The sequence below is a fragment of the Mycoplasmatota bacterium genome, assembly GCA_018394295.1.
In the GTDB taxonomy this organism is placed as follows: domain Bacteria; phylum Bacillota_I; class Bacilli_A; order Haloplasmatales; family Haloplasmataceae; genus JAENYC01.
Window position 1 is genome coordinate 3,064,656 of sequence record CP074573.1, and the last position, 24,485, is coordinate 3,089,140.

29 protein-coding genes and 1 other annotated feature are annotated in these 24,485 nt (G+C 33.1%); all 29 genes read left to right on the forward strand.

Annotation, left to right across the window (positions count from 1 at the left end):
- The first annotated feature begins 1 nt into the window (after position 1).
- The 29 genes from KHQ81_14560 to rpsQ all read left to right on the forward strand — a co-directional run bounded on the left by KHQ81_14560 (position 2) and on the right by rpsQ (position 24,453).
- Positions 2-391 (forward strand): ribonuclease III, encoded by a 390-nt coding sequence (locus KHQ81_14560; protein QVK18027.1) that lies wholly within the window; start codon positions 2-4, stop codon positions 389-391.
- Positions 392-395: 4 nt separating this feature from the next.
- Positions 396-1,127 carry a 23S rRNA (guanosine(2251)-2'-O)-methyltransferase RlmB gene (gene rlmB, locus KHQ81_14565; GenBank protein QVK18028.1) on the forward strand — a complete coding sequence of 244 codons (732 nt, stop codon included), beginning with the start codon at positions 396-398 and terminating at the stop codon, positions 1,125-1,127.
- Between the two features lie 24 nt (positions 1,128-1,151).
- Positions 1,152-1,700 (forward strand): sigma-70 family RNA polymerase sigma factor, encoded by a 549-nt coding sequence (locus tag KHQ81_14570; GenBank protein QVK18029.1) that lies wholly within the window; start codon positions 1,152-1,154, stop codon positions 1,698-1,700.
- A gap of 71 nt (positions 1,701-1,771) precedes the next feature.
- A complete protein-coding gene (rpmG, locus tag KHQ81_14575; GenBank protein ID QVK18030.1) occupies positions 1,772-1,921 on the forward strand; it encodes a 50S ribosomal protein L33 in 150 nt (49 codons plus the stop codon).
- 14 nt (positions 1,922-1,935) lie between these two features.
- Positions 1,936-2,595, forward strand: a complete 660-nt coding sequence (gene secE / locus KHQ81_14580) for a preprotein translocase subunit SecE (GenBank protein QVK18031.1) — start codon at positions 1,936-1,938, stop codon at positions 2,593-2,595.
- Between the two features lie 42 nt (positions 2,596-2,637).
- Complete coding sequence (gene nusG, locus KHQ81_14585; GenBank protein ID QVK18032.1) at positions 2,638-3,177, forward strand: transcription termination/antitermination protein NusG; 540 nt, start codon at positions 2,638-2,640, stop codon at positions 3,175-3,177.
- A 155-nt stretch (positions 3,178-3,332) separates the two neighbouring features.
- The gene (gene rplK, locus KHQ81_14590; protein QVK18033.1) at positions 3,333-3,758 is read left to right on the forward strand and encodes a 50S ribosomal protein L11; all 426 of its coding nucleotides are present in this window, start codon (positions 3,333-3,335) and stop codon (positions 3,756-3,758) included.
- Between the two features lie 74 nt (positions 3,759-3,832).
- Positions 3,833-4,528, forward strand: a complete 696-nt coding sequence (rplA, locus tag KHQ81_14595) for a 50S ribosomal protein L1 (protein QVK18034.1) — start codon at positions 3,833-3,835, stop codon at positions 4,526-4,528.
- A gap of 4 nt (positions 4,529-4,532) precedes the next feature.
- Positions 4,533-4,653: a sequence feature (ribosomal protein L10 leader region), on the forward strand.
- Between the two features lie 28 nt (positions 4,654-4,681).
- On the forward strand, positions 4,682-5,191 hold the full coding sequence (gene rplJ / locus KHQ81_14600; GenBank protein QVK18035.1) for a 50S ribosomal protein L10: 510 nt from the start codon (positions 4,682-4,684) through the stop codon (positions 5,189-5,191).
- Between the two features lie 27 nt (positions 5,192-5,218).
- On the forward strand, positions 5,219-5,584 hold the full coding sequence (gene rplL / locus KHQ81_14605; GenBank protein QVK18036.1) for a 50S ribosomal protein L7/L12: 366 nt from the start codon (positions 5,219-5,221) through the stop codon (positions 5,582-5,584).
- A 101-nt stretch (positions 5,585-5,685) separates the two neighbouring features.
- Positions 5,686-6,285 carry a class I SAM-dependent methyltransferase gene (locus KHQ81_14610; protein ID QVK18037.1) on the forward strand — a complete coding sequence of 200 codons (600 nt, stop codon included), beginning with the start codon at positions 5,686-5,688 and terminating at the stop codon, positions 6,283-6,285.
- Positions 6,286-6,408: 123 nt separating this feature from the next.
- Complete coding sequence (gene rpoB, locus KHQ81_14615) at positions 6,409-10,035, forward strand: DNA-directed RNA polymerase subunit beta (protein QVK18038.1); 3,627 nt, start codon at positions 6,409-6,411, stop codon at positions 10,033-10,035.
- Between the two features lie 55 nt (positions 10,036-10,090).
- Positions 10,091-13,738 carry a DNA-directed RNA polymerase subunit beta' gene (gene rpoC, locus KHQ81_14620; protein ID QVK18039.1) on the forward strand — a complete coding sequence of 1,216 codons (3,648 nt, stop codon included), beginning with the start codon at positions 10,091-10,093 and terminating at the stop codon, positions 13,736-13,738.
- A gap of 195 nt (positions 13,739-13,933) precedes the next feature.
- Entirely contained in the window at positions 13,934-14,347 is a 414-nt protein-coding gene (gene rpsL, locus KHQ81_14625) for a 30S ribosomal protein S12 (protein ID QVK18040.1), read from the forward strand.
- Between the two features lie 132 nt (positions 14,348-14,479).
- A complete protein-coding gene (rpsG, locus tag KHQ81_14630; protein QVK18041.1) occupies positions 14,480-14,950 on the forward strand; it encodes a 30S ribosomal protein S7 in 471 nt (156 codons plus the stop codon).
- Positions 14,951-15,008: 58 nt separating this feature from the next.
- Positions 15,009-17,078: an elongation factor G gene (gene fusA / locus KHQ81_14635; protein ID QVK18042.1), complete on the forward strand. Its 2,070-nt coding sequence runs from the start codon at positions 15,009-15,011 to the stop codon at positions 17,076-17,078.
- A gap of 88 nt (positions 17,079-17,166) precedes the next feature.
- A complete protein-coding gene (tuf, locus tag KHQ81_14640) occupies positions 17,167-18,351 on the forward strand; it encodes an elongation factor Tu (protein ID QVK18043.1) in 1,185 nt (394 codons plus the stop codon).
- A gap of 118 nt (positions 18,352-18,469) precedes the next feature.
- A complete protein-coding gene (locus tag KHQ81_14645) occupies positions 18,470-18,928 on the forward strand; it encodes a Smr/MutS family protein (protein QVK18044.1) in 459 nt (152 codons plus the stop codon).
- 363 nt (positions 18,929-19,291) lie between these two features.
- A complete protein-coding gene (rpsJ, locus tag KHQ81_14650) occupies positions 19,292-19,600 on the forward strand; it encodes a 30S ribosomal protein S10 (protein ID QVK18045.1) in 309 nt (102 codons plus the stop codon).
- 20 nt (positions 19,601-19,620) lie between these two features.
- A complete protein-coding gene (gene rplC, locus KHQ81_14655) occupies positions 19,621-20,253 on the forward strand; it encodes a 50S ribosomal protein L3 (protein QVK18046.1) in 633 nt (210 codons plus the stop codon).
- A gap of 33 nt (positions 20,254-20,286) precedes the next feature.
- Entirely contained in the window at positions 20,287-20,910 is a 624-nt protein-coding gene (gene rplD, locus KHQ81_14660) for a 50S ribosomal protein L4 (GenBank protein QVK18047.1), read from the forward strand.
- On the forward strand, positions 20,910-21,197 hold the full coding sequence (gene rplW, locus KHQ81_14665; GenBank protein QVK18048.1) for a 50S ribosomal protein L23: 288 nt from the start codon (positions 20,910-20,912) through the stop codon (positions 21,195-21,197). Before rplD ends, rplW begins: the two co-directional genes overlap by 1 nt.
- Positions 21,198-21,244: 47 nt before the next feature.
- Complete coding sequence (gene rplB, locus KHQ81_14670; protein QVK18049.1) at positions 21,245-22,084, forward strand: 50S ribosomal protein L2; 840 nt, start codon at positions 21,245-21,247, stop codon at positions 22,082-22,084.
- 31 nt (positions 22,085-22,115) lie between these two features.
- The gene (rpsS, locus tag KHQ81_14675; GenBank protein ID QVK18050.1) at positions 22,116-22,394 is read left to right on the forward strand and encodes a 30S ribosomal protein S19; all 279 of its coding nucleotides are present in this window, start codon (positions 22,116-22,118) and stop codon (positions 22,392-22,394) included.
- Positions 22,395-22,413: 19 nt separating this feature from the next.
- Positions 22,414-22,746, forward strand: coding sequence for a 50S ribosomal protein L22 (gene rplV / locus KHQ81_14680; protein ID QVK18051.1), 333 nt, complete (start codon positions 22,414-22,416; stop codon positions 22,744-22,746).
- A gap of 21 nt (positions 22,747-22,767) precedes the next feature.
- The gene (gene rpsC, locus KHQ81_14685) at positions 22,768-23,544 is read left to right on the forward strand and encodes a 30S ribosomal protein S3 (GenBank protein QVK18052.1); all 777 of its coding nucleotides are present in this window, start codon (positions 22,768-22,770) and stop codon (positions 23,542-23,544) included.
- A gap of 3 nt (positions 23,545-23,547) precedes the next feature.
- Positions 23,548-23,979, forward strand: a complete 432-nt coding sequence (rplP, locus tag KHQ81_14690; protein ID QVK18053.1) for a 50S ribosomal protein L16 — start codon at positions 23,548-23,550, stop codon at positions 23,977-23,979.
- A complete protein-coding gene (rpmC, locus tag KHQ81_14695; protein ID QVK18054.1) occupies positions 23,969-24,163 on the forward strand; it encodes a 50S ribosomal protein L29 in 195 nt (64 codons plus the stop codon). Before rplP ends, rpmC begins: the two co-directional genes overlap by 11 nt.
- Positions 24,164-24,183: 20 nt before the next feature.
- Positions 24,184-24,453 (forward strand): 30S ribosomal protein S17, encoded by a 270-nt coding sequence (rpsQ, locus tag KHQ81_14700; protein ID QVK18055.1) that lies wholly within the window; start codon positions 24,184-24,186, stop codon positions 24,451-24,453.
- Positions 24,454-24,485 lie beyond the last annotated feature (32 nt).

Genomic DNA, 24,485 nt, shown 5'->3' on the forward strand with positions numbered 1-24,485 from the left:
TATGGTAAATTATAAATTATTAAATGGTGTTAGCTTGGCTTATATTGGAGATGCATATTACGATTTATGGATTAGACAATATTTGATTAATAAAGGATATACTAAAGTCAATGATTTACATAAATTGGCAACGAAATATGTTTCTGCAACAGCTCAAGCAAAAATCATTAATCACTTAATGAAAAATAAAGATTTATTAGAAGAAGAAATCGAAATTGTTAAAAGAGGTAGAAATGCGAAAATCAATCATAAAAAACATAATGTTGATATTTTAACCTATAAACATAGTACTTCTTTTGAATCATTGATTGGATATTTATATTTAATGGAAAAAAAAGAAAGATTAAATAAAATAATTCTATTCGCTATTGAATTAGTTGAAAGTTGGTGATGATATGGCAGAATATATTTATGGAAAAAATACAGTTATCGAAATGATTAAATCTGGACATAAAATCGAGGAAGTTTTGGTGACGGAGTTAGTTATTAATAAAGAACCTATGATTCATTCTTTAATTAAGAAAGCCAATATTACCTACCAAATCGTAGGGCGTAAACAATTAGATCGATTAGTAAAAGGAAATCATCAAGGAATTATCTGTAAAATTGCCCCCTTTCCATATTATGAAATAACGGATATGTTAAATGTAGCAAAACAAAAAAATGAAAATCCATTTATTGTCATTTTAGATGGACTTGAGGACCCTCATAATTTAGGTGCTATATTAAGGACTGCTGATTGTAGTGGGGTTCATGGAATCATTATTCCTAAAAATCGGTCTGTCAGTTTAAATGCAACGGTTGCTAAGTTATCAACAGGTGCTATTAAGTATGTTAAAGTAGCTAAAGTAACTAATTTAACAAATACGATTAAACAATTAAAAAAAATGGGTTTATGGATTATTGGATGTGATATGGATACAAAATTGGATTACCGCCAAATGGATGCTAAAGCCCCTATCGCTCTTGTTATTGGTAGTGAAGGAAAAGGAATTAGTCGCCTGGTAAAAGAAAATTGTGATATGGTAGTTAAGTTACCAATGAAAGGTCATATCACTTCATTAAATGCATCTGTTGCAACTTCTATTATTCTATATGAAGTGTTAAATCAACGTTGTCCCCTCTAAATTAATTTAAGGAGGACAGACGCAATGCGTCAAAATGATGAAAAATCAATAAATAAAGCACTTATTGAATATGAATATATTATTAAGATTATACTATCTAAATATAAGATTATACCAAAAGATTATGATGATGCTCTTCAAGAAGGAAGATTGGGGTTATTAAAAGCCATACGTGCTTTTAAAGATAATAAAGGCGCTAATTTTACTTCATTTGCATCACTCTGTATTGATCGGCAAATTTTATCTTTTCTGAGAAATCAAGGTAGAAAGAAGAATAAGATTCATCAATACAGTTATTCCCTTGATTCTTATTATACTGAAGTAGAAATTAGTAAATTAAGTCATATGAAGAATAATATTGAAGATTATATCTTTGCTAAAATGCATTATGAAAATGTTTATCACAAAGCGCTCGTGCAAATGAGTTATCTTGAAAAGAACATTTATCGATATTATATTACAGGATATACGATTCAAGAATTAAGTAAGGAATATCAAATACCCAAAAAACAAGTTTATGTAATTATAGCTAAAGCAAAAAAGAAGATTGAACAAAAATTGAATCAATACTAAGTATTGACATTTATCTTTTTATTTGTTAAAGTATTATAAGTTAGATTGTGTATAATAGGTGAAAAATTTTTATGAGAACAAAAATTATTTTAGTATGTACTGAATGTCTCTCGCGAAATTATACCGCTGATAAGAATAAATTAATTTCAACAGAACGTTTAGAAATTAAAAAGTTTTGTAGGCATTGTAATAAACATACCTTACATAAAGAAACTAAGTAGGAGGAACAATTAAAATGAATACTCGTAAAGAAACAATATATGGTATTGTAAAATATGTTTCGGGTCTATTAGGATTTATAGGAATCATTTTAGCAATCTTTACCGTAACAGGTGCTATTGAATGGTTTTTAATTGAGATAGATTATAGAGGAGCATTTACAAATGAAACGAAGTTAATCTTATCTTTAACATCATCAATTTTAGGTATTTTCTTTTTGTTCATTGCATTTTCTAAGCAAATTGATAAATTCTTCAGTTACTTAGAAACTCATTCAGTTAATCAAACGGAAGAGAAAAAAGGAATTACTATTGAATCAATTTTCTTTATAACAATCGCTGTTATTTTAATTGTATTAGCTTTGTTATTAGCAATAGGAACATTAGCATTAAAAACAAATTTACCATTATTGGGTAACGCAACAAAAACTTTCTTAATTGGTGCTTTAGTTGTGTTAGCGATATTAGCTATTTTAACTGGATTTAACGAAACAATTGCTCAATCAATTAAGGAAATGAAGAAAGTTCATTGGCCAACTGGTAAAGAAATGGTTGATTATAGTAAAAAAGTATTTACATTTATAATATTTTTCAGTGTATTTTTCTTAATTTTAGACTTATTCTTAACCAACGCCCCAATTTGGTTGGAAAATATTTTTGGAATTGACATAAAATAAACTTATATTATCTTTTCTTCTAGCTACTAGGAGGTTTACATAATGGAAGAGAAAAATTGGTTTGTTGTACAAACTTATTCAGGACTTGAGAACACTGTAAAAAATAATTTAGAACGTCGTATTGAATCTATGGGGATGGAAAATCAAATATTTCGTGTAATTATCCCTGAAGAAACAGAAGTTGAAATTAAAAAAGGTGTTAAAAAAGAAAAGGTTAGAAAAATCTTTCCTGGATATGTATTTATAGAAATGGTTGTTACAGATGAATCTTGGTATGTTGTTAGAAATACACCTAACGTAACTGGATTTATTGGTTCAAGTGGGAAAGGTGCAAAACCTGTTCCTTTACGTCCTGGAGAAATTGATCCTATTTTGAAAAAATTAGGTTTACATCGTGCAGAATATGACTTAAAAGTCAAAGTTGGCGAGAGTGTAAGAATTAAATCTGGACCTTTTACTGGTCAAAATGGTATTGTTGATGAGATTGATTATGATAAAATGGTTTTAAAAGTTTTAGTTGATTTCTTTGGTAGACAGACAAAATTTGAACTTGAATTTACACAAGTTGAAAAAATTGATTAAAAAGTCTTGATTTTATTTAAAATTAATGGTATCATAGCATAGCTAGCGTCCTTTTTAGCTATGCTTTTTTATTGCGCTTTATGCTCAATTTGCGTGGGAGGATAAATTTCAATCATCCATTTAACCACATCACGGACTAGAGGAGGTGTTGTCTCGTGGCTAAACAAGTAACCAAAGTTATTAAATTACAATTGAACGCTGGAAAAGCAACTCAAGCTCCACCAGTAGGACCAGCTTTAGGTCAAGCAGGTGTAAACAGTGCTCAGTTTTGTTCAGAATTCAATGAACGTACACGTGATATGATGGGTAACATAGTTCCTGTTGTAATTTCTGTTTATGATGATCGTTCATTTACATTTATTACCAAAACGCCACCAGCTTCTGATTTATTGAAGAAAGCTGCAGGAATTAGTAGTGGTTCATCAAATGCAAAAACAACTAAAGTAGCTACTATTAAACGCGATAAAGTTCGCGAAATAGCCGAAATGAAAATGCCCGATTTAAACGCAAGTGACATTGAAGCTGCTACTAGAATTATTGAAGGAACAGCTAGAAACATGGGAATCGTTGTTGAAGACTAAACTACTTTTAGGTTGTATTGCAACCTAGATTGTGGGAGGAGATTCCGTTTAACCACATTTTAGGAGGTGCCAAGATGGCTAGTATAGGAAAAAAACATGCTGAAGTTTTAAAACTAGTTGATAGCAACCAGCTTTATTCAATTGAAGAAGCTGTAGAATTAGTTAAAAAAACGAGCTATGTCAAATTTGACGCTACAGTAGAAATTGCTTTCCGTATGGGATTAGATCCGCGTAAGGCTGAACAAAATTTACGTGGAGCAGTTGTATTACCTCACGGAACAGGGAAAACACGTACTGTATTAGTAATTGCTCAAGGCGATAAAGCGAAAGAAGCTACTGAAGCTGGAGCTGATTTTGTTGGTGATGCTGATTATATTAATAAAATTCAACAAGGTTGGTTTGGATTTGATGTAATCGTAGCTACTCCAGACATGATGCCTCAATTAGGAAGATTAGGACGTATTTTAGGTCCTAAAGGATTAATGCCAAATCCTAAAACAGGTACAGTCACTATGGATGTTGCGAAAGCTGTTAATGAAATTAAAGCAGGTAAAGTAGAATATCGTGTTGACAAAGTAGGGAATATTCATGTTCCTGTTGGAAAAGTATCATTTGATAATGAAAAGTTAACAGAAAATGTTAAAACTATTTATGAGAGAATGATGCGTATTAAACCAGCAACTGTTAAAGGTGTTTATATGAAAAACATATCTTTAACTTCTACTATGGGTCCTGGAATCAAAGTAGATTCTAGTTCAATCATTAAATAATAATTAAATAAGAAAACGAATACCGTAGACAGTAGGGGCTAGAAAGCTTAATTATCCTACCGAGGTTATTATAATATAATAATTATGATATCCTCTTGGTATAAAGAGGATATTTTTTTTCCTACGGTATAATTAAACTCAGGAGGTGTAATGATGAATTCAGCTATTTTAGAGGCTAAAAAACAACAAGTAAATGAACTTGCAGAAAAATTTAAAAACTCAGTATCTTGTGTTGTTGTTGACCCTCGTGGTTTAACAGTTCAACAGTCAACTGAATTAAGAAAGCAACTTCGTAATGAAGGTGTTGAATTAAAAGTGATTAAAAACAATATTTCTGCTCGTGCTGCTAGTGAAGCTGGATATGAAGAAATGAGTAAGTTATTTGTTGGGCCAAGCGCAATCGCTTTTAGTGAAAATGATGCTGTTGCTCCTGCGAAAATAATTTACGAATTTAGTTCTAAAAATGAAAGCCTACAACTTAAAGGTGGTTTCATTGAAAAAAGAAATGTATCTATTGAACAACTAGCTGAAGTTGCAAAATTACCGAACAAAGATGGAATGTTATCTATGCTTTTATCTGTATTACAAGCACCAATGCGCAATTTAGCTTATGCAGTTAAGCAAATTGCTGAAAAAGATAACCAAACTGAGGTAAGTGAATAATTTATAATTTTAAGGAGGAAAATAAAAATGGCAAAATTAACAACTACTGAAATTATTGAGTCATTAAAAGAGATGACAATTTTAGAATTAAATGATTTAGTTAAAGCAATTGAAGAAGAGTTTGGTGTGACTGCTGCTGCGCCTGTGGCTGTTGCTGGTGGAGCACAAGAAGAAGCTGCTCAAACTGAATTTGATGTTGTATTAACAAGTGCAGGAGCATCAAAAATCAAAGTTATCAAAGTTGTACGTGAGTTAACTGGATTAGGATTAAAAGAAGCAAAAGCTTTAGTAGATTCAGCTCCTCAAGCAGTAAAAGAAAAAGTATCTGAAGAAGAAGCTAATACTATCAAAGCACAATTAGAAGAAGTTGGCGCTGTTGTTGAAGTTAAGTAATAGTAAATAGTATGATTAACCTGGGAAGTGAGCCTTCTCAGGTTTTTGTACTTCTTTTTTTTGAAATCTTTTTAGTTAAATTTGTTGTGAGGTGAATACTTTTGACAAATCATTACTATAATAATAATTTAGATACGAAAAGTGAAGAAAGAACACTTGAATTTCAATTATTAACAGAAAGATTGAAGTTTATAACAGATAATGGTGTTTTTTCTAAAAAGACAATTGATTATGGAACCCGAGTATTGGTAAAAGGTTGCACGATGGAGTCGTGGTATAAAAATGTATTAGACATAGGTTGTGGTTATGGTCCTATCGGAATAAGTTTAGCTAAGGAGTTTTCTGATATTCATTTTGATTTAATTGATATTAATTTAAGAGCCATAAACTTAGCGAGAAGAAATGCAAAATTAAATAATTTGAAAAATATTTCCATTTTTGAAAGTAATATTTTTAAAATGATTAATACTAGTTATGATTGTATTCTTACAAATCCTCCTATTAGGGCAGGAAAAAGAGTAGTGCATCAAATTTTAGAAGAGTCGATTGATTACTTGAATAATAAAGGATCAATCTACATCATTATACAAAAAAAGCAAGGCGCTGCCTCAGCTATGGATAAATTAAATCAGATATACGGAAACTGTGAAATCATTTGTCGAGATAAAGGTTATTACCTGCTTAAAAGTGTAAAAAAATAAAAAAAATATATTGACCTAAATTTATCATTATGATATTATTATATAATGCCTATATATTGTTTAAAAAAGGTTAAATATATAAAACTCCTAAAATATCTATCTTATAATTAAGGGGTGGTTCTCTTGAACACACAAAACAAAAATTACAAAGAAATCAGATACGGAAGAAAAAGAATACGTCGAAATTATTCTCGTATTAGTGGAGCTCTTGAATTACCTAATCTAATTGAAATTCAAACGAATTCTTTTGGGAAATTTTTAAACGAAGGTATGACTCGAATGTTTAATGATATTTCACCAATAAAAGATCATAGTGAGAATTTAATATTAGAATTTGTTGGGCACGATATTGGATTACCTAAATATGAGGTTCTGGATGCTAAAGAACGTGATGTTACTTATTCTGCACCATTAAAAGTGAAAATTAGGTTAACCAATTTAGAAAAACAAGAAGCGGTTGAACAAGAAGTATTTATGGGTGATTTACCATTAATGACAGAGACAGGAACTTTTATTATTAATGGAGCTGAGCGGGTAATTGTAACACAATTAGTGCGCTCATCAGGTGTTTATTTCAGTAATAAAGATATTGATAAGAAAAGTGGAAAAGAAAAAATTAGTGGTCAAATTATACCAACTCGTGGTGCTTGGTTAGAATTTGAAGAAGATGCTAAGCAAATTGCCTATGTTCGTGTTGACCGAACACGTAAATTACCAGTAACGGTATTGTTAAAGGCATTAGGGCTTATATCAAGAGAAGAAATTCTTGATATATTTGGTGAAAATCTTTTATTATTAAATGCTTTTGACAAAGATAGCACTGAAAATTGCCAAGAAGCATTGCTTGAAATTTATGAAAAATTACGCCCGGGAGAACCGCCAACCATAGAAGGAGCTAGAAGCTTATTTTTTGCTCGCTTTTTTGACGATAAGCGTTATGATTTAGCAGCGGTTGGTCGTTATAAATTTAATAAAAAGTTAAACTTTTTCAATCGATTAGTTGATAATGAACTTGCTGAACCTTTGATTGATAGCGAAACTGGTGAAGTTTTATTTGAGGCTGGTCATGTCTTTAAACAAGAAGATTATGATAATATGATTGAAAATAATGTTGATATATCCGCTATTAACAGAAAAAGAATATCTTTATTTGAACCTTTAGAGGATTTTGACTGTTATGTTCAAAGTGCTACGGTGAAAGTGTTAAATGAAGACGGAGAGCCAATAGATTTAGTGGTTGTTGGTAATAACCAAAGGGAAGAAAAATTAGTAGTTACAACAAGTGATATTATTGCCGCAGTTAGTTATTATTTTAATTTAAATTATGGTGTTGGAAATTTTGATGATATTGACCATTTAGGTAATAGAAGATTAAGACTTGTTGGAGAATTACTTCAAAACCAATTTAGAATTGGTTTAACGAGAATGGAAAGAGTCGTTCGTGAAAGAATGTCAACACAAGAAGCTGAACATTTAACACCACAGAATCTAATTAATATTAGACCGGTAACAGCGGCTATTAAAGAGTTTTTTGGAAGTTCTCAATTATCACAATTTATGGATAAAGTAAATCCATTAGCAGAGATATCGAATAAACGTCGTTTATCAGCACTTGGACCTGGTGGGTTAACAAGAGAAAGAGCTTCAATGGAAGTTCGAGATGTGCATTATTCACATTATGGACGTATGTGCCCAATTGAAACACCTGAAGGACCAAACATTGGTTTAATTAACCAGTTAGCGACTTATGCAAAAGTAAATGATTATGGATTCATTGAAACAGCATATCGTAAAGTTAGAGTAATTGATGGAAAAGCATATATTACCGATGAAATTGATTATTTCACTGCTGATGAAGAGGATTATTATGTTTTATCTCAAGCTAATCTAAAAATTGATGAAAATAGAATGATTGTTGATGAAAAAGTAATTGCACGTCATCGTGGTGCAACTATTATGGTTAGCCCACTAGATGTTAATTATGTTGATGTTTCACCTAAACAAATTGTTTCAGTAGCGACAGCTTGTATTCCTTTCTTAGAGCATGATGATGCCAATCGTGCGTTAATGGGAGCTAACATGCAGCGTCAAGCAATTCCTCTTTTAGTTCCTGAGGCACCAATTGTTGGAACGGGAATTGAATATAAGGCAGCTAAAGATGCTGGTTCAGCTGTTATTGCGAAAAAATCTGGTGTGGTTGAATATGCGGATGCTAAAGTAATTCGTATACGCAATTTACAAGGTGGATTAGATAAGTATAAGTTAATAAAATTTGTTCGTTCAAATCAAAGTACTTGTGTTAATCAAAAACCAATTGTATCTATTGGTGAAACAGTTGAGGCAGGAGAAGTTATTGCTGATGGATTCTCAATGGATCAAGGTGAATTAGCGCTAGGTAGAAATGTTTTAGTTGCCTTCATGACTTGGAATGGATATAACTATGAAGATGCAATTATAATGAGTGAACGTCTTGTAAAAGATGATGTGTATACATCAATTCATATAGAAGAATATGAAATTGAAGCACGTGATACTAAACTTGGACCTGAGGAAATAACTCGAGATATTCCAGGTGTTAGTGATGATTCGTTAAAAGACTTAGATGAACGCGGAATCATACGTGTTGGAGCAGAAGTTAAAGAAGGTGGCTATTTGGTCGGAAAAGTTACCGCAAAAGGTCAGACTGACTTATCCGCTGAAGAAAGATTGCTACATGCTATCTTTGGAGAAAAAGCTCGTGAAGTACGTGATACCTCCCTACGAGTTCCTCATGGTGGTGAAGGAATTATCCATGATGTTAAGCATTTCACCCGTAAAAACGGGGATGAAATGGCACCGGGTGTAAATGAGGTTATTCGAGTTTACATCGTTCAAAAGCGAAAAATCTCTGAAGGAGATAAAATGGCTGGACGTCATGGAAACAAAGGTGTAATCTCAAAAATACTACCAGAGGAAGATATGCCATTCTTACCAGATGGAACAGTATGTGATATCATGTTAAACCCATTAGGAGTTCCATCACGGATGAATATTGGACAAATATTAGAATTACATCTAGGGATGGCGGCAAGAAAATTAGGCATTCATGTTGCTACACCAGTATTTGATGGTGTGCAAATTGAAGACCTAGATGCTATTATTCGTGAAGCGAATATGGCACAAGATGCGAAAACTAAACTTTATGATGGAAGAACTGGTGAAGAATTCGATAATCGTATTTCTGTAGGCGTTATGTATATGATTAAGTTAGCTCACATGGTTGATGATAAATTACATGCTCGTTCAACAGGACCTTATTCATTAGTTACACAACAACCACTTGGTGGTAAGGCACAATTTGGAGGTCAAAGATTTGGTGAAATGGAAGTTTGGGCCCTTGAAGCTTATGGTGCCGCTTATACACTTCAAGAAATCTTAACTGTAAAATCTGATGATATTGTTGGTCGAGTTAAAGTTTACGAAGCCATTATTAAAGGCGAACCTATTCCAGACCCAGGAGTGCCTGAATCATTCCGTGTACTGATTAAAGAACTTCAGGCATTAGGAATGGATGTAAAAATTACGAATGCAGAACATACTGAGATTGAATTAAAAGATAGTTTGTTAGAAGAATCTACTGTAAGAGAAATTAGTGGAATTGAAGATGAATATCGTTTAGAATATCGAAATAAATCAAATGATATAGACAATAATGATAATAATGATGAAGTGCTCGTTGATGATGACGATATAGAAGATGATGCTGAATAATTCAAGTCTTGTATCAATATAAAATAAACAATAACCTTACAGGGAGGTAAGAACCTTGGTTGATGTAAATAATTTTAATTTTATGAAAATTGGATTATCTTCGCCAGAAAAAATTCATGAATGGTCTCATGGTGAAGTACTTAAACATGAAACAATCAATTATCGTACGTTAAAACCTGAAAAAGATGGATTGTTTTGTGAAAGAATTTTTGGTCCTACTAAGGATTGGGAATGTAACTGTGGAAAGTACAAAAAAATTCGATATAAAGGGGTTGTCTGTGACAGATGTGGTGTAGAAGTCACACAATCTAAAGTTCGTCGTGAACGAATGGGACATATTGAACTTGCAGCACCAGTTGCACATATATGGTATTTCAAAGGAATTCCTTGTCGCATGGCATTGCTTTTAGATATGTCGCCGAAATCATTAGAAGAAGTAATGTACTTTATTTCATATGTCGTTATAGACCCAGGTACTACACCTTTATTGAAAAAACAAATATTAAGTGAAAAAGAATATGAAAAATATGAACGTGAATATGGTAATAAGTTCAAAGCAGGTATGGGTGCTGAAGCAATAAAGAAATTACTTCAAGAAATCAATCTAGATAAAGAAGCTAAAAATCTACGTGATGATTTAAAAGTAACTCAAGGACAAAAACATGCAAAAGTGATTAAACGTCTTGAAGTTGTTGAAGCATTTAAACATTCTAGTAATCGTCCGGAATGGATGATTTTAGAAGCATTACCTGTAATACCACCAGAAATACGTCCAATGATTCAATTAGATGGAGGACGTTTCGCTACTAGTGATTTAAATGATTTATATAGAAGAGTTATTAATCGTAATAACCGTTTAAAAAAATTAATTGAAATTGGAGCACCAAGTATTATTGTTCGAAATGAAAAACGGATGCTTCAAGAAGCAGTGGATGCTTTGATTGATAATGGACGTCGTGGTAAAGCAATTATGGGTGCTGGTAATAGACCTTTGAAATCTTTATCACATACGTTAAAAGGAAAACAAGGTCGATTCCGTCAAAACTTATTAGGAAAACGTGTTGATTATTCCGGTCGTTCTGTTATTGTTGTTGGACCAAGCTTAAAGATGTATCAATGTGGTTTACCTAAAGAAATGGCTTTGGAATTATTTAAACCTTTTGTGATTAGACAATTAGTTGAAAGATCAATTGCTCAGAATATTAAGGGTGCTAAAAAATTAATAGAGCGTCTTGATGATAGAGTATGGGATATTGTAGAAGATGTTATTAGAGAACATCCTGTCTTATTAAACCGTGCGCCTACACTTCATAGATTGGGAATTCAAGCGTTTGAACCTAAACTTGTTGAAGGGCGTGCTATAAGATTACATCCACTTGTAACGCCAGCATTTAATGCTGACTTTGATGGAGACCAAATGGCAGTCCACGTACCACTTTCTCAAGAAGCACAAGCGGAAGCTAGATTGTTAATGCTTGCATCTAACAACATTCTAAATCCAAAAGATGGAAAACCAGTTGTAACTCCATCTCAAGATATGGTTTTAGGAAATTACTACTTGACGATCGAAAAAGAAAATGAGATAGGTGAAGGTACTGTCTTTAAAAATAAGAATGAAGCAGTGATGGCTTATGAAAATAAATTTATTACCCTTCATTCAAGAATTGCAATTCCAACAAGTGCTTTAGTAAATAAAAAATTTAATGAAAAATATGAAAATCATTATTTAATTACAACATTAGGAAAATTAATCTTTAATGAAATTCTTCCACCTTCATTCCCATATTTAAATGAACCATCAAAAGAAAACTTAGAAGTAGACATTCAAAGTTATCATTTTGTTTCTCAAGGTGAAAACATTAAAGAATTTATCGCTAATAAGAAAACTGTAGAACCGTTTAAAAAGAAATTTTTAGGGTTAATTATTTTAGAAATCTTCCGTCAATTTAAAACGACAGAAACTTCTAGAATGCTTGACAACATGAAAAATTTAGGTTTTAAGTATTCAACATTAGCAGGAATGACTATTTCTTATACAGATGTTGTGATATCAGAAGAAAAATATAAAAAGATTGATGATACGCAAGAAAAGGTTGATAAAATTAATCAAGTATACCAACGTGGTTTATTAACTAATAATGAACGTTATCGTTGTGTTATTAAAGAATGGGAAACAGCAAAAGAAGAAATGAAAGATATTGTCATGAAAGGATTATCGAAAGAAAATCATATATTCATGATGCAAGATTCTGGGGCTCGTGGTAATGCTTCTAACTTCTTACAATTAGCTGGTATGCGTGGATTAATGGCCAACCCGAAAGGTGAAACTATTGAATTACCAATTACTTCATCATTCCGTGAAGGATTAACCGTATCTGAATTCTTTATCTCAACACATGGTGCGCGTAAAGGATTAGCCGATACAGCATTGAAAACAGCTGACTCTGGTTATTTAACACGTCGTTTAGTAGATGTTGCACAAGATGTAATCGTTAGAGAAGAAGATTGTGGAACTGATAAAGGTGTTAGAGTTAGCGAAATTGTAATTGGAAAAGAAAAAATAGAATCTTTAGGAGAACGGATTGCAGGACGCTATTTAGCGAAAGATGTGTATTATCCTGGTTCTAAAGATATAATTGCTCGATGCAATTCATATATTGATGAAGATATGGCTCGTGAAATTGTGGATGCTGGTGTAGAAGAAGTTTATATCCGTAGTTTATTAACCTGTGACGCTAAGCATGGTGTTTGTAAAAAATGTTATGGACGTAATTTAGCAACAGGTGAAATAGTTGAAATTGGTGAAGCAGTTGGTGTTATGGCTGCGCAATCAATTGGAGAACCAGGAACACAATTAACAATGCGTACATTCCATACCGGTGGGGTAGCAGGATCTGATATCACGCAAGGTTTACCTCGTGTACAAGAGTTATTTGAAGCTAGAAATCCGAAAGGTCGAGCTTATATTTCTGAAATAGATGGTGTCATCTTGAAAAAGGAACTTAAAAAAGATGGTAGATATGAAGTTCGTGTTCATAATGAAAATACTGATGATGAAAAATCATATCTGTTACCTTATGGATTAGAACCTATTGTTAATGAAAAACAAGAAATAAAAGCTGGAGACCTAATAACAGAAGGTCCAATTGACCCTAAAGAATTACTTCGTGTAAAAGATGTTGAGAGTGCTCAACAGTATATTTTAAGAGAAGTACAACGTGTTTATAGAGCACAAGGGGTTGAAATTCAAGATAAGCATATCGAAGTTATTATTCGTCAGATGATGCAAAAAGTTAAAATTGCTCAAACAGGTGATACTGAATTATTACCAGGTCAAATGATTTCTAAACATGATTTTGATGAGCATAATTCAAAAATAGATATCTTAGCAGGACAACACCCAGCTATTGGTGTACCTGTGATGTTACGTATTACGAAAGCAGCACTTGAAACTGATTCGTTCTTATCAGCAGCTTCATTCCAAGAAACGACAAGAGTGTTAACTGATGCTGCTATTAAAGGTAAAGTTGATAAATTATTGGGATTAAAAGAAAATGTAATTATTGGTAAATTGATCCCAGCAGGTACTGGTGTTGTTCCTGTGGATAATATTCAAGTAGAAATTAATGAACCTATAATTGATGAAGAACTTGATGATAGTGAATCTTATGATTTTTTTCAACAAAAACCAGCAAATTATTAAATAATAATGCTTATGGAAAATATATTTTATAAGATTAATAAGAAATGTATTGACATCATTCTCGTTAATTGATAAAATATTAAAGGCTTTTGTGAAAAACATGTTTTGCAGGGTTTCTTGCAAAACATAGTTTTTTGACAAATATGAACCACCTGGATATGTGGTACTAGATTCTAAATGAAAGGAGGAAATAATATGCCTACAATTAGTCAATTAGTTCGTAAAGGTCGTTCTACAAAATCGACTAAATCAAAATCACCGCATTTAAATATTGGTTATAATAGCTTAGAGAAAAAATTTACTGACACTAAATCTCCACAAAAACGAGGCGTTTGTACACGTGTTGGAACAATGACACCAAAAAAACCAAACTCTGCGTTACGTAAATTTGCTCGTGTTCGTTTAACAAATGGTTTAGAAGTTACAGCTTATATTCCTGGTATCGGACATAAATTACAAGAGCATAGTGTGGTCTTAATTCGTGGTGGACGTGTAAAAGACTTGCCAGGGGTACGTTATCATATTGTACGTGGTACTCTAGATGCTACTGGTGTTGAAAACAGAAAACAAAGTCGTTCATTATATGGAGCAAAGAGACCTAGAAAATAATCAATTTTATTAATTTATAATAGCAATTAATAGAACAAATAATTAATTTTATTAATTTATAAAAGAAATTAATAGAGCAAATAATTAATTTTATTAATTTATAATGAAAATTAATGAAAGGAGGAGATTTAGATGCCTCGTAAAGGTAGTGTACCTAAAAGAGATGTATTACCAGATCCAATTTATAATTCAAAGTTAGTTACTAGATTAATTAACAACATTATGTTAGATGGTAAAAAAGGTGTTGCTCAAGGGATTTTATATGGTGCTTTTAAAAGAATAGAAGCTAAGACAGATAAAAATCCACTTGAAGTATTTGAAACAGCACTTGAAAACATTATGCCTATTCTTGAAATTAGATCACGTCGTATTGGTGGAGCTAACTATCAAGTACCAATTGAAGTACGTCAAGATCGTCGTGTTACCTTAGGGTTACGTTGGTTAACGCAATATGCGCGTTTACGTAACGAAAAAGTAATGGAAGAAAGATTAGCAAATGAAATTATTGATGCTTCAAACAATATAGGTGCTTCTGTGAAAAAACGTGAAGATACTCATAAGATGGCTGAAGCTAATAAGGCATTTGCACATTATCGTTGGTAATAAAAGCATAAAATTTGTATAAACTATTCGAGATAGACTTACTCACAGGAGGTAAAACATGAGTAGAGCATTCCCGTTAGATAGAACTCGTAATATTGGGATTATGGCTCACATTGATGCAGGTAAAACAACAACGACTGAGCGTATTCTATATTACACTGGAAGAATTCACAAAATTGGTGAAGTTCACGAAGGTGCTGCAACAATGGACTGGATGGAACAAGAACAAGAACGTGGAATTACAATTACCTCAGCTGCTACAACTGCTCAATGGAATGATTTTAGAATCAATATTATTGATACTCCAGGGCACGTAGATTTTACAGTTGAAGTTGAACGTTCATTACGTGTTTTAGACGGTGCTGTTACGGTATTGGATGCACAATCAGGGGTAGAGCCACAAACAGAAACTGTGTGGCGTCAAGCAACAACATATGGGGTGCCTAGAATTGTTTATTGTAATAAAATGGATAAGATAGGAGCAGATTTTAGCTATTCTATCCAAACATTACATAAACGACTAGGAGCTAATGCTCATGCTATTCAAATGCCTATTGGAGCAGAGGATCAATTCCGTGGTATTATAGACCTTATCGAAATGAAAGCTTATTTTTATCATAGCGATGATGGGACAAATATCGAAGTAACTGAAATTCCAGAAGAGTATTTAGAAGAAGCACAAATTAGTAGAGAAGCATTAGTTGAAGCAGTTGCAGAAACTGATGAAGAATTAATGATTAGATATTTAGAAGGAGAAGAAATTTCTGTTTCTGAATTAAAAGAAGCCATCCGTACGGCAACTTGTAAGGTAGAATTTTACCCAGTATTATGTGGTTCATCATTTAAAAATAAAGGTGTACAACTTATGTTAAATGCAGTTGTAGACTATTTACCAGCACCTACTGATGTTCCAGCTATTAAAGGAACAACAAATGATGGTGCAGAAGTTGAACGACATGCAAATGATGAGGAACCATTCTCAGCATTAGCATTTAAAATCATGACTGACCCATTCGTTGGAAGATTAACATTTTTCCGCGTGTATTCGGGTACAATTAATTCAGGTTCATATATATTAAATTCAACAAAAAATCAACGCGAAAGACTTGGTCGTATTCTACAAATGCATGCAAATCATCGTGAAGAGATTAAAAAAGTTTATTCTGGTGATATAGCAGCTGCAGTAGGATTAAAACATACGACTACAGGTGACACATTGTGTGATCAAACAAGTCCTGTTATTCTAGAATCTATGGAGTTTCCAGAACCAGTTATTTCGGTTGCTATTGAACCAAAATCTAAAGCTGACCAAGATAAAATGGGTCTAGCATTACAGAAATTATCTGAAGAAGATCCAACTTTCCGTGCTTCAACAGACAAAGAAACTGGTGAAACAATTATTGAAGGAATGGGTGAATTACATCTTGATATAATTGTTGATCGTATGAAACGTGAGTTTAAAGTTTCAGCAAATGTTGGTGCACCACAAGTTGCTTATCGTGAAACGATTAGAAATAGTGCAGAATGTGAAGGTAAATTCGTACGCCAATCTGGAGGTCGTGGACAATATGGACATGTTTGGATTCGTTTTGAACCAAATGACCGCGGTGAAGGGTATGAATTTAAAGATGAAATAGTAGGGGGAACTGTTCCAAGAGAATATATCCCAGCTGTTCAAAAAGGTCTTAGTGAAGCATTAGAAAATGGTTTACTTGCTGGTTATCCAGTTGTTGACGTTAAAGCTGCTTTATATGATGGATCTTATCATGATGTCGATTCTTCAGAAATGGCATTTAAAATTGCTGCATCTATGGCATTAAAAGAAGCTGCAAAAAAATGTCATGCTGTTATATTAGAACCAATTATGGCTGTAGAAGTAGTTGTTCCTGAGGATTATTTAGGAACTGTAATTGGTGATATTGTAAGCCGTCGTGGACGTCCAGAAGGACAAGAACAAAGAGGAAATGCGCAAGTAATTAAAGCGGGTATTCCTTTAAGTGAAATGTTTGGATATGCAACATCACTTCGTTCAAACACACAAGGGCGCGGAACTTTCGTAATGCAAATTGATCATTATGAAGAAGTTCCAAAATCAATTTCGGAAGAAATTATTAAGAAAAATAGTTAATTAAAAATAGACATCTAATACTTGCATAATTGCAAGTAGTAATGTAAAATAAAATTGTTAAATTGTAAAATTAAGGAGGAAAATACAAATGGCAAAAGCTAAATTCGAACGTACTAAACCACATATTAATATTGGTACAATCGGACACGTAGACCACGGGAAAACGACTTTAACTGCCGCGATTACATCTGTATTAGCACAAAAAGGTGGAGCTGATTTCATGGGTTATGATCAAATCGATGCTGCTCCAGAAGAAAAAGCTCGTGGAATAACCATTAATACTGCTCACGTTGAGTATCAAACTGAAAGTCGTCACTATGCGCATGTTGACTGTCCAGGTCATGCTGACTACGTTAAAAATATGATTACTGGTGCTGCTCAAATGGATGGAGCAATCCTTGTTGTATCTGCTGCAGATGGTCCAATGCCTCAAACTCGTGAACATATTCTTTTATCAGGTCAAGTAGGAGTACCTCGTATGGTTGTATTCTTAAATAAATGTGATATGGTTGATGATGAAGAATTATTAGAACTTGTAGAAATGGAAGTTCGTGATTTATTATCAGAATATGACTTCCCAGGAGATGAAGTACCTGTTGTTATGGGTTCTGCATTAGGTGCATTAAATGGAGATGCAAAATGGGTTGGAAAAATCGAAGAGTTAATGGCTGCTGTTGATGAATATATCCCTACACCAACTCGTGATTCTGACAAACCATTCTTAATGCCAGTAGAAGACGTTTTCACTATTACTGGTCGTGGAACTGTTGCAACCGGACGTGTTGAACGTGGACAAGTAAAAGTTGGAGATACAGTTTCTATCGTTGGATTAAAAGAAACAAAACAAACTGTATGTACAGGTGTTGAAATGTTCCGTAAATTATTAGATTACGCTGAAGCAGGAGACAACATCGGTGCGTTATTACGTGGTGTTTCACGTGATGAAATCGAACGTGGTCAAGTTTTATGTAAACCAGGTTCAGTAACTCCTCATCACAGATTTACAGCACAAGTGTACGTTTTAACTAAAGAAGAGGGTGGACGTCATAAGCCATTCTTCTCAAATTACCAACCACAATTCTTCTTCCGTACAACAGATGTTACAGGTAAAATTTTATTACCTGAAGGTGTAGAAATGGTTATGCCTGGAGATAACATTGAAATGACAGTTGAATTAGGTAAAATCGTTGCGGTTGAAAATGGTACTAAATTCTCAATCCGTGAAGGTGGACGTACAATCGGTGCAGGAAACGTTGTTTCAATAATTGAATAATTTCAAAATAAAAAGTTGCTATATTTAGCAACTTTTTTTTGCCCTATGATATAGAATGTTTAAATTATATATGTTTTATGGTATACTTTTAATATTATATTATAAGTAAGGGATTAAGATGAAAAGCATTTTTAATAATGGAGACACAGTTTTAGTTAAAATATACAATATAACAGGCGTTATCGTTGAAAAAGTGAATGATAGAGAATATCGTGTAGAGCGTAAAAATCAATCATTTATTGTGGATAAAAAACAATTAGAAATTGTTAAAAGAAATACTAAGTATGATCAAATTAAAGTTGAAGAACAATATGACCCATTAGATAATGTTTATGAAATAGACTTGCATGGTTATACAAAGTATGAAGCGTTAAAGGATGTAGCTTATGTGATAGAAAATGTTTCAATGCATCAGTTCCCAATTATTAAAATAACTCATGGTAAAGGTAAAGGAATTTTAAGAATGGCGATTCATGATTTATTGAAGGAATATAAGATTACTGGATTAATTAAAAGTTATGAATATGCTCAAGATTATAAAGGTGGTTATGGTGTTACTATTGTGTATATAATTTAGATGTAAATGGCATCTTTTTTTTATTGAAATTAATAGTAATTAGATTCTTTTTTGTTTCTGTAAAAATTATACATGATATTAATAAAATGAGATATACTTAATAAATGAGTTAGCAATTTTTCTATAATTTGTATTTTTTTTATCTTGAATAAAATTAAGATAAGTAAACGATAATGAATATGAAAATATTTGCGAAAAATTGTTGCATTAACATTCGTGATAGTGTATAATATACAAGTCTATGACTAGCGTAGAAGTGGGAGGTTGCTGATACACCCGGCCGCTTTGCCATGGCGAGGTGCAGTCAGGTTTAATTTCCATGGAGCAGTCTATTGCGAAATAGGCGAAAGGAGGAACAAAGTAATGGCAAATCAAAAAATAAGAATTCGCTTAAAAGCGTATGACCACAGATTAATTGATCAATCAGCGAAAAAAATTGTTGATAGTGCGAAAAGATCAGGTGCTAACGTATCTGGACCAATCCCATTACCAACAGAAAGACAAATCTACACAGTGTTGCGTGCGGTTCACAAGTATAAAGATTCTCGTGAGCAATTTGAAATGCGTACACATAAACGCTTGGTTGACATTGTCGACCCAACACCACAAACGATTGATGCATTAATGCATTTAGAGTTACCATCTGGTGTTGATGTTGAAATCAAATTATAATTTTTTAGGAGGTGTAACTCATGACCAAAGGAATCTTAGGTAGAAAAATTGGTATGACATCAATTTTTGATAGCAATGGATTTTTAATTCCTGTTACTGTAGTACAAGCTGTTCCTAACATTGTATTACAAAAGAAAACCGTAAAGACTGACGGATATGATGCTGTTCAATTAGGTTTAGAAGACTTAAGACCTATATTAGCTAACAAACCAAAAACTGGTCACGCTAATAAAGCTGAAACAGCACCTAAGCGCTTCGTTAAAGAAATTCGTGGTTCTGAAATGATGAGCTATGAAGTTGGTCAAGAGGTAAAAGTAGACATGTTCTCAGAAGGGGAATATGTTGATGTTACTGGTACTTCAAAAGGTAAAGGATTCACTGGCCCAATTAAACGTAATAATCAATCACGTGGACCAATGGCACATGGTTCTGGATATCATCGTGGACCTGGTTCAATGGGAAGTGTTGATGGAGCTCGTGTATTTAAAGGTAAAATCATTGGCGGTCACATGGGAAGTGAAACAGTAACAATCCAAAATTTACAAGTTGCTAAAGTTGACACAGAAAAGAATATTATCTTAATTAGAGGTAATGTTCCAGGTGCTAAAAAATCCTTAGTAATGATTAAAGACGCTGTTAAAAAGAACAGCTAATTATAGTTGGATTAAAGAAAGGAGGACCACACAATGCCAGAAGTTGCATTATTTAATCAAAGTGGTACACAAGTTGGAGAAATTCAATTGGCGGATACAGTTTTCGGAATTGAACCAAACGAGCAAGTACTATTTGAAGCGGTGTTAAAACAAAGAGTAGCCCAACGTCAAGGGACTCATAAAGCAAAGACACGTACTGAAGTACGTGGAGGTGGAAGAAAACCGTATTCTCAAAAAGGTACTGGTCGTGCTAGACAAGGTTCAACTCGTGCCCCTCAATGGCGTGGAGGTGGAGTTGTATTTGGTCCAATCCCAAGAACTTATACTTATAAATTAAACAAAAAAGTACGTAGATTAGCTTTAAAATCAGCTTTATCACAAGTCGTACTTGAAAACAATATGGTTGTGTTAGATTCTTTAAGTTTTGATGCTCCAAAAACAAAAGAAATGATAACTGTTTTAGATAGTTTTAATGCTGATAAAAAAGTTTTAGTTGTTACAGCTGAAGAAAATGTAAATGTTATGTTATCAGGTCGTAATATTCCAGGAGTAATGACGATTACAGCAAACAGTGTTAATGTTTATGATTTATTAAACGCTAATAAAGTATTATTAACACAAGATGCTGTAAGAAAAATTGAGGAGGTGCTTGGGTAATGAGAGATCCTAAAGATATCATTAAGCGCCCAATTATTACTGAAAAAACTTCAGATTTAATGGCGAAAGATAATAAATATACTTTTGCTGTTGATAAAAAAGCGAATAAAACAGAAGTTAAATACGCAATTGAAGAACTTTTCAATGTTAAAGTTGATAAGGTTAATGTTGCAAATGTTAGACCTAAAAGACGTAGAGTTGGAAAATATGAAGGGTTAAAACCTGGATATAAAAAAGCAATTGTTAAATTAGTCGCTGGAAACTCTATAGAATTATTCGAAGTATAATGGATAAAGAAGTATATCTAACCTTATAAGAACAGGAGGAAAGTTAGATGCCAATTAAAGTTTATAAACGTACTACTAATGGACGTCGTAATATGTCTGTTATGGAGTACAAAGATACTATTACGACAGATAAACCTGAAAAATCTTTATTAACAACGTTAAATAAGAATTCAGGACGTAATAATCAAGGTAAAATAACAGTTCGTCATCAAGGCGGCGGGCATAAACGTAAGTATCGTATCATTGACTTTAAACGTAATAAGGATAATATTCCTGGACGTGTTGCTACGATTGAATATGATCCAAACCGTTCAGCTAACATAGCATTAATTAATTATGCTGACGGAGAAAAACGTTATATATTAGCTCCTAAAGGATTAAAAGTTGGTATGGGAATTTTATCAGGTGAAAATGTTGATATTAAAGTTGCAAACACATTACCACTTAAAAATATCCCTGTAGGAACAATCATTCATAATATTGAATTAAAACCAGGAAAAGGTGGACAACTAATTCGTTCTGCTGGAACTTCAGCACAAATTTTAGGACGTGAAGATCGTTATGTATTAGTTCGTTTACCATCTGGTGAAGATAGAAAAATTTTAAATACTTGCCGTGCTACTATCGGTGAAGTTGGAAATGAATTCCACAGTTTAGTGAGAATCGGAAAAGCTGGGCGTACTCGTTGGTTAGGTAAAAGACCTACAGTGCGTGGATCTGTCATGAATCCAAATGACCATCCACACGGTGGTGGAGAAGGAAGACAATCTGTCGGATTACCATCTCCTATGACTCCATGGGGGAAACCTGCTCTTGGATTAAAGACACGTAATCGTAAGAAAGCTTCAAGTAAGTTAATCGTACGACGTAAAAATGATAAAAAATAATTAATTTAAGAGGCGAAAGGAGGAACTTTTAATGGGACGATCTCTTAAAAAAGGACCTTTTTGTGATGATCATTTAATGAAAAAAATTATGAAATTAAACGAATCAGGGCAAAAAAAAGTTATTCAGACTTGGTCTCGACGTTCAACAATTTTCCCACAATTTATTGGGTATACAATCGGTGTTCATGATGGTCGTAAGCATGTACCAGTATATATAACTGAAGACATGGTAGGACATAAACTAGGTGAATTTGCTCCTACACGTACTTATTATGGACATGATAAAGATGATAAAAAAGCTAGAAAATAATTGAGAGGAGGATTAAGAAATGGAAGCTAAAGCCATAGCAAAAACAATTCGTATAGCTCCTCGTAAAGTTCGTTTAGTTATAGATTTGATTCGAGGAAAACAAGTAGGAGATGCTTTTGCGATCTTAAAACATACAGACAAAAGATCTACAATTGTTATTGAAAAAGTATTAAAATCTGCGATTGCTAACGCTGAACATAATTATAATATGGACGTTGATGGTCTATATATAAAAGAAGCTTATGTAAATGCAGGACCTACATTAAAACGTTTCCGTCCTCGCGCAAAAGGACGTGCAGGATTAATCAATAAAAGAACTAGCCACATTACAATAGTAGTGGCAGAAAAATAATCGGAAAAGGAGGGACGAACCGTGGGTCAAAAAGTTAGTCCAGTTGGTTTACGAATAGGTATTAACCGCGATTGGGAATCACGTTGGTATGCTGAAAAAGATTATGCGGACCTATTACATGAAGATATAAAAATTCGTAAATATTTACAAAATTACTATAAAAATGCATCAGTTTCTAGAATCGAAATTGAGCGTTCTAAAAATAGAATCAAAATTACAATTTATACAGCTAAACCTGGTATGGTTATTGGACGTGAAGGTTCAGTAAAAGATGTTGCTGTTAAAGAATTACAAAAAGTAACTGAAAAAACAATTTTCATTAGCATTATTGAGATTAAAAGACCTGAGTTAGATGCTCAACTAGTTGCTCAAAGCATTGCAGATCAATTAGAAAACCGTGCATCTTTCCGTAGAGCTCAAAAAAGTGCGATTTCACGTGTTTTAAGATCGGGTGCTAAAGGATGTAAAACATTAGTTTCAGGTCGCTTAGGTGGCGCTGAGATGGCTCGTTCTGAAGGATATAGTGAAGGTAATGTTCCTTTACATACATTACGTGCTGACATCGATTACGCATGGGCAGAAGCTTCAACTACTTATGGTAAACTAGGTGTTAAAGTTTGGATTTACAAAGGTGAAATCTTACCTGGTAAAACTAGTGATGCTGAAGCAAGAAACCAAGGTAGAAATCCTAAATATAATAAAAGAAATGCAAGAAATAAAGATCAAAGAGATAGAAATGGACGTGGAAATCAACCTCGTTCAAGAAAACCTTATAATAACAGTAAGGAGGGAAAATAGACTATGTTAATGCCTAAACGTACAAAATACCGTCGTCCACATAGAGTGAAATACGAAGGAAAAGCAACTTCAGGTACAACTGTTGCATTTGGTGAGTATGGTATGCAAGCTGTAACTGGTTCTTGGATTAATAGCCGCCAGATTGAATCAGCTCGTATTGCGATGACTCGTTATATGAAACGTGATGGTAAAGTTTGGATTCGAATTTTCCCTCATATGGCAAAAACCAAAAAACCTTTAGAAGTTCGTATGGGTTCTGGTAAAGGTGCTCCTGAAGAGTGGGTAGCTGTTGTTCAAGAAGGTAGAATAATGTTTGAAATTGCAGGCGTAACTGAAGAAATTGCTCGTGAAGCATTTCGTTTAGCTTCTCATAAATTGCCTGTTAAAACAAAATTCGTTATCCGTGAAAGTGGTGGTGATAGTCATGAAAGCTAATGAAATCAGAAATAATTCCACTGCCGATTTACTAACTAAAATTGATGAGTTAAAAAGTGAACTATTTAACTTGAGATTTCAATTAGCAACAGGGCAATTAGAAAATACAGCTCGTATCAAACAAGTAAAAAAAGATATCGCACGAATGAAAACAATCATTCGTGAACGAGAACTTAACAACTAGCTGAGAGGAGGTTCTTATTCGTGGAAAATAAAGACCGTAAAGGACGTAAACAATTAATTGGTAAAGTTGTTTCAGACAAAGGAGATAAAACTATTTCTGTTCTTGTTGAAACATATAAAAAACATCCTCTTTATAATAAACGTGTTAAACATTCAAAGAAATATGCTGCACATGATGAACAAAACATGGCTGAAATGGGTGACAAAGTTAGAATTGAGGAGACTCGCCCATTATCAAGCACTAAACATTTCCGTTTAGTTGAAATTATTGAAAAAGCTATTAAGATTTAATTTGTATAGATTTTGGAAAACTGAAAGGAGGT

Bases quoted from the DNA above. Each gene is read 5' to 3' on its own strand.
- rpsJ (QVK18045.1), top strand. From the start codon at position 19,292: ATGGCAAATCAAAAAATAAGAATTCGCTTAAAAGCGTATGACCACAGA.
- rplW (QVK18048.1), top strand. From the start codon at position 20,910: ATGAGAGATCCTAAAGATATCATTAAGCGCCCAATTATTACTGAAAAA.
- rpsS (QVK18050.1), top strand. From the start codon at position 22,116: ATGGGACGATCTCTTAAAAAAGGACCTTTTTGTGATGATCATTTAATG.
- secE (QVK18031.1), top strand. From the start codon at position 1,936: ATGAATACTCGTAAAGAAACAATATATGGTATTGTAAAATATGTTTCG.
- rpmC (QVK18054.1), top strand. From the start codon at position 23,969: ATGAAAGCTAATGAAATCAGAAATAATTCCACTGCCGATTTACTAACT.
- KHQ81_14570 (QVK18029.1), top strand. From the start codon at position 1,152: ATGCGTCAAAATGATGAAAAATCAATAAATAAAGCACTTATTGAATAT.
- rpmG (QVK18030.1), top strand. From the start codon at position 1,772: ATGAGAACAAAAATTATTTTAGTATGTACTGAATGTCTCTCGCGAAAT.
- rplB (QVK18049.1), top strand. From the start codon at position 21,245: ATGCCAATTAAAGTTTATAAACGTACTACTAATGGACGTCGTAATATG.
- rpsG (QVK18041.1), top strand. From the start codon at position 14,480: ATGCCTCGTAAAGGTAGTGTACCTAAAAGAGATGTATTACCAGATCCA.
- KHQ81_14645 (QVK18044.1), top strand. From the start codon at position 18,470: ATGAAAAGCATTTTTAATAATGGAGACACAGTTTTAGTTAAAATATAC.
- tuf (QVK18043.1), top strand. From the start codon at position 17,167: ATGGCAAAAGCTAAATTCGAACGTACTAAACCACATATTAATATTGGT.
- fusA (QVK18042.1), top strand. From the start codon at position 15,009: ATGAGTAGAGCATTCCCGTTAGATAGAACTCGTAATATTGGGATTATG.
- rplD (QVK18047.1), top strand. From the start codon at position 20,287: ATGCCAGAAGTTGCATTATTTAATCAAAGTGGTACACAAGTTGGAGAA.
- rplJ (QVK18035.1), top strand. From the start codon at position 4,682: ATGAATTCAGCTATTTTAGAGGCTAAAAAACAACAAGTAAATGAACTT.
- rplA (QVK18034.1), top strand. From the start codon at position 3,833: ATGGCTAGTATAGGAAAAAAACATGCTGAAGTTTTAAAACTAGTTGAT.
- nusG (QVK18032.1), top strand. From the start codon at position 2,638: ATGGAAGAGAAAAATTGGTTTGTTGTACAAACTTATTCAGGACTTGAG.
- rplL (QVK18036.1), top strand. From the start codon at position 5,219: ATGGCAAAATTAACAACTACTGAAATTATTGAGTCATTAAAAGAGATG.
- rplC (QVK18046.1), top strand. From the start codon at position 19,621: ATGACCAAAGGAATCTTAGGTAGAAAAATTGGTATGACATCAATTTTT.
- rplV (QVK18051.1), top strand. From the start codon at position 22,414: ATGGAAGCTAAAGCCATAGCAAAAACAATTCGTATAGCTCCTCGTAAA.
- rplP (QVK18053.1), top strand. From the start codon at position 23,548: ATGTTAATGCCTAAACGTACAAAATACCGTCGTCCACATAGAGTGAAA.
- KHQ81_14560 (QVK18027.1), top strand. From the start codon at position 2: ATGGTAAATTATAAATTATTAAATGGTGTTAGCTTGGCTTATATTGGA.
- rlmB (QVK18028.1), top strand. From the start codon at position 396: ATGGCAGAATATATTTATGGAAAAAATACAGTTATCGAAATGATTAAA.
- rpsL (QVK18040.1), top strand. From the start codon at position 13,934: ATGCCTACAATTAGTCAATTAGTTCGTAAAGGTCGTTCTACAAAATCG.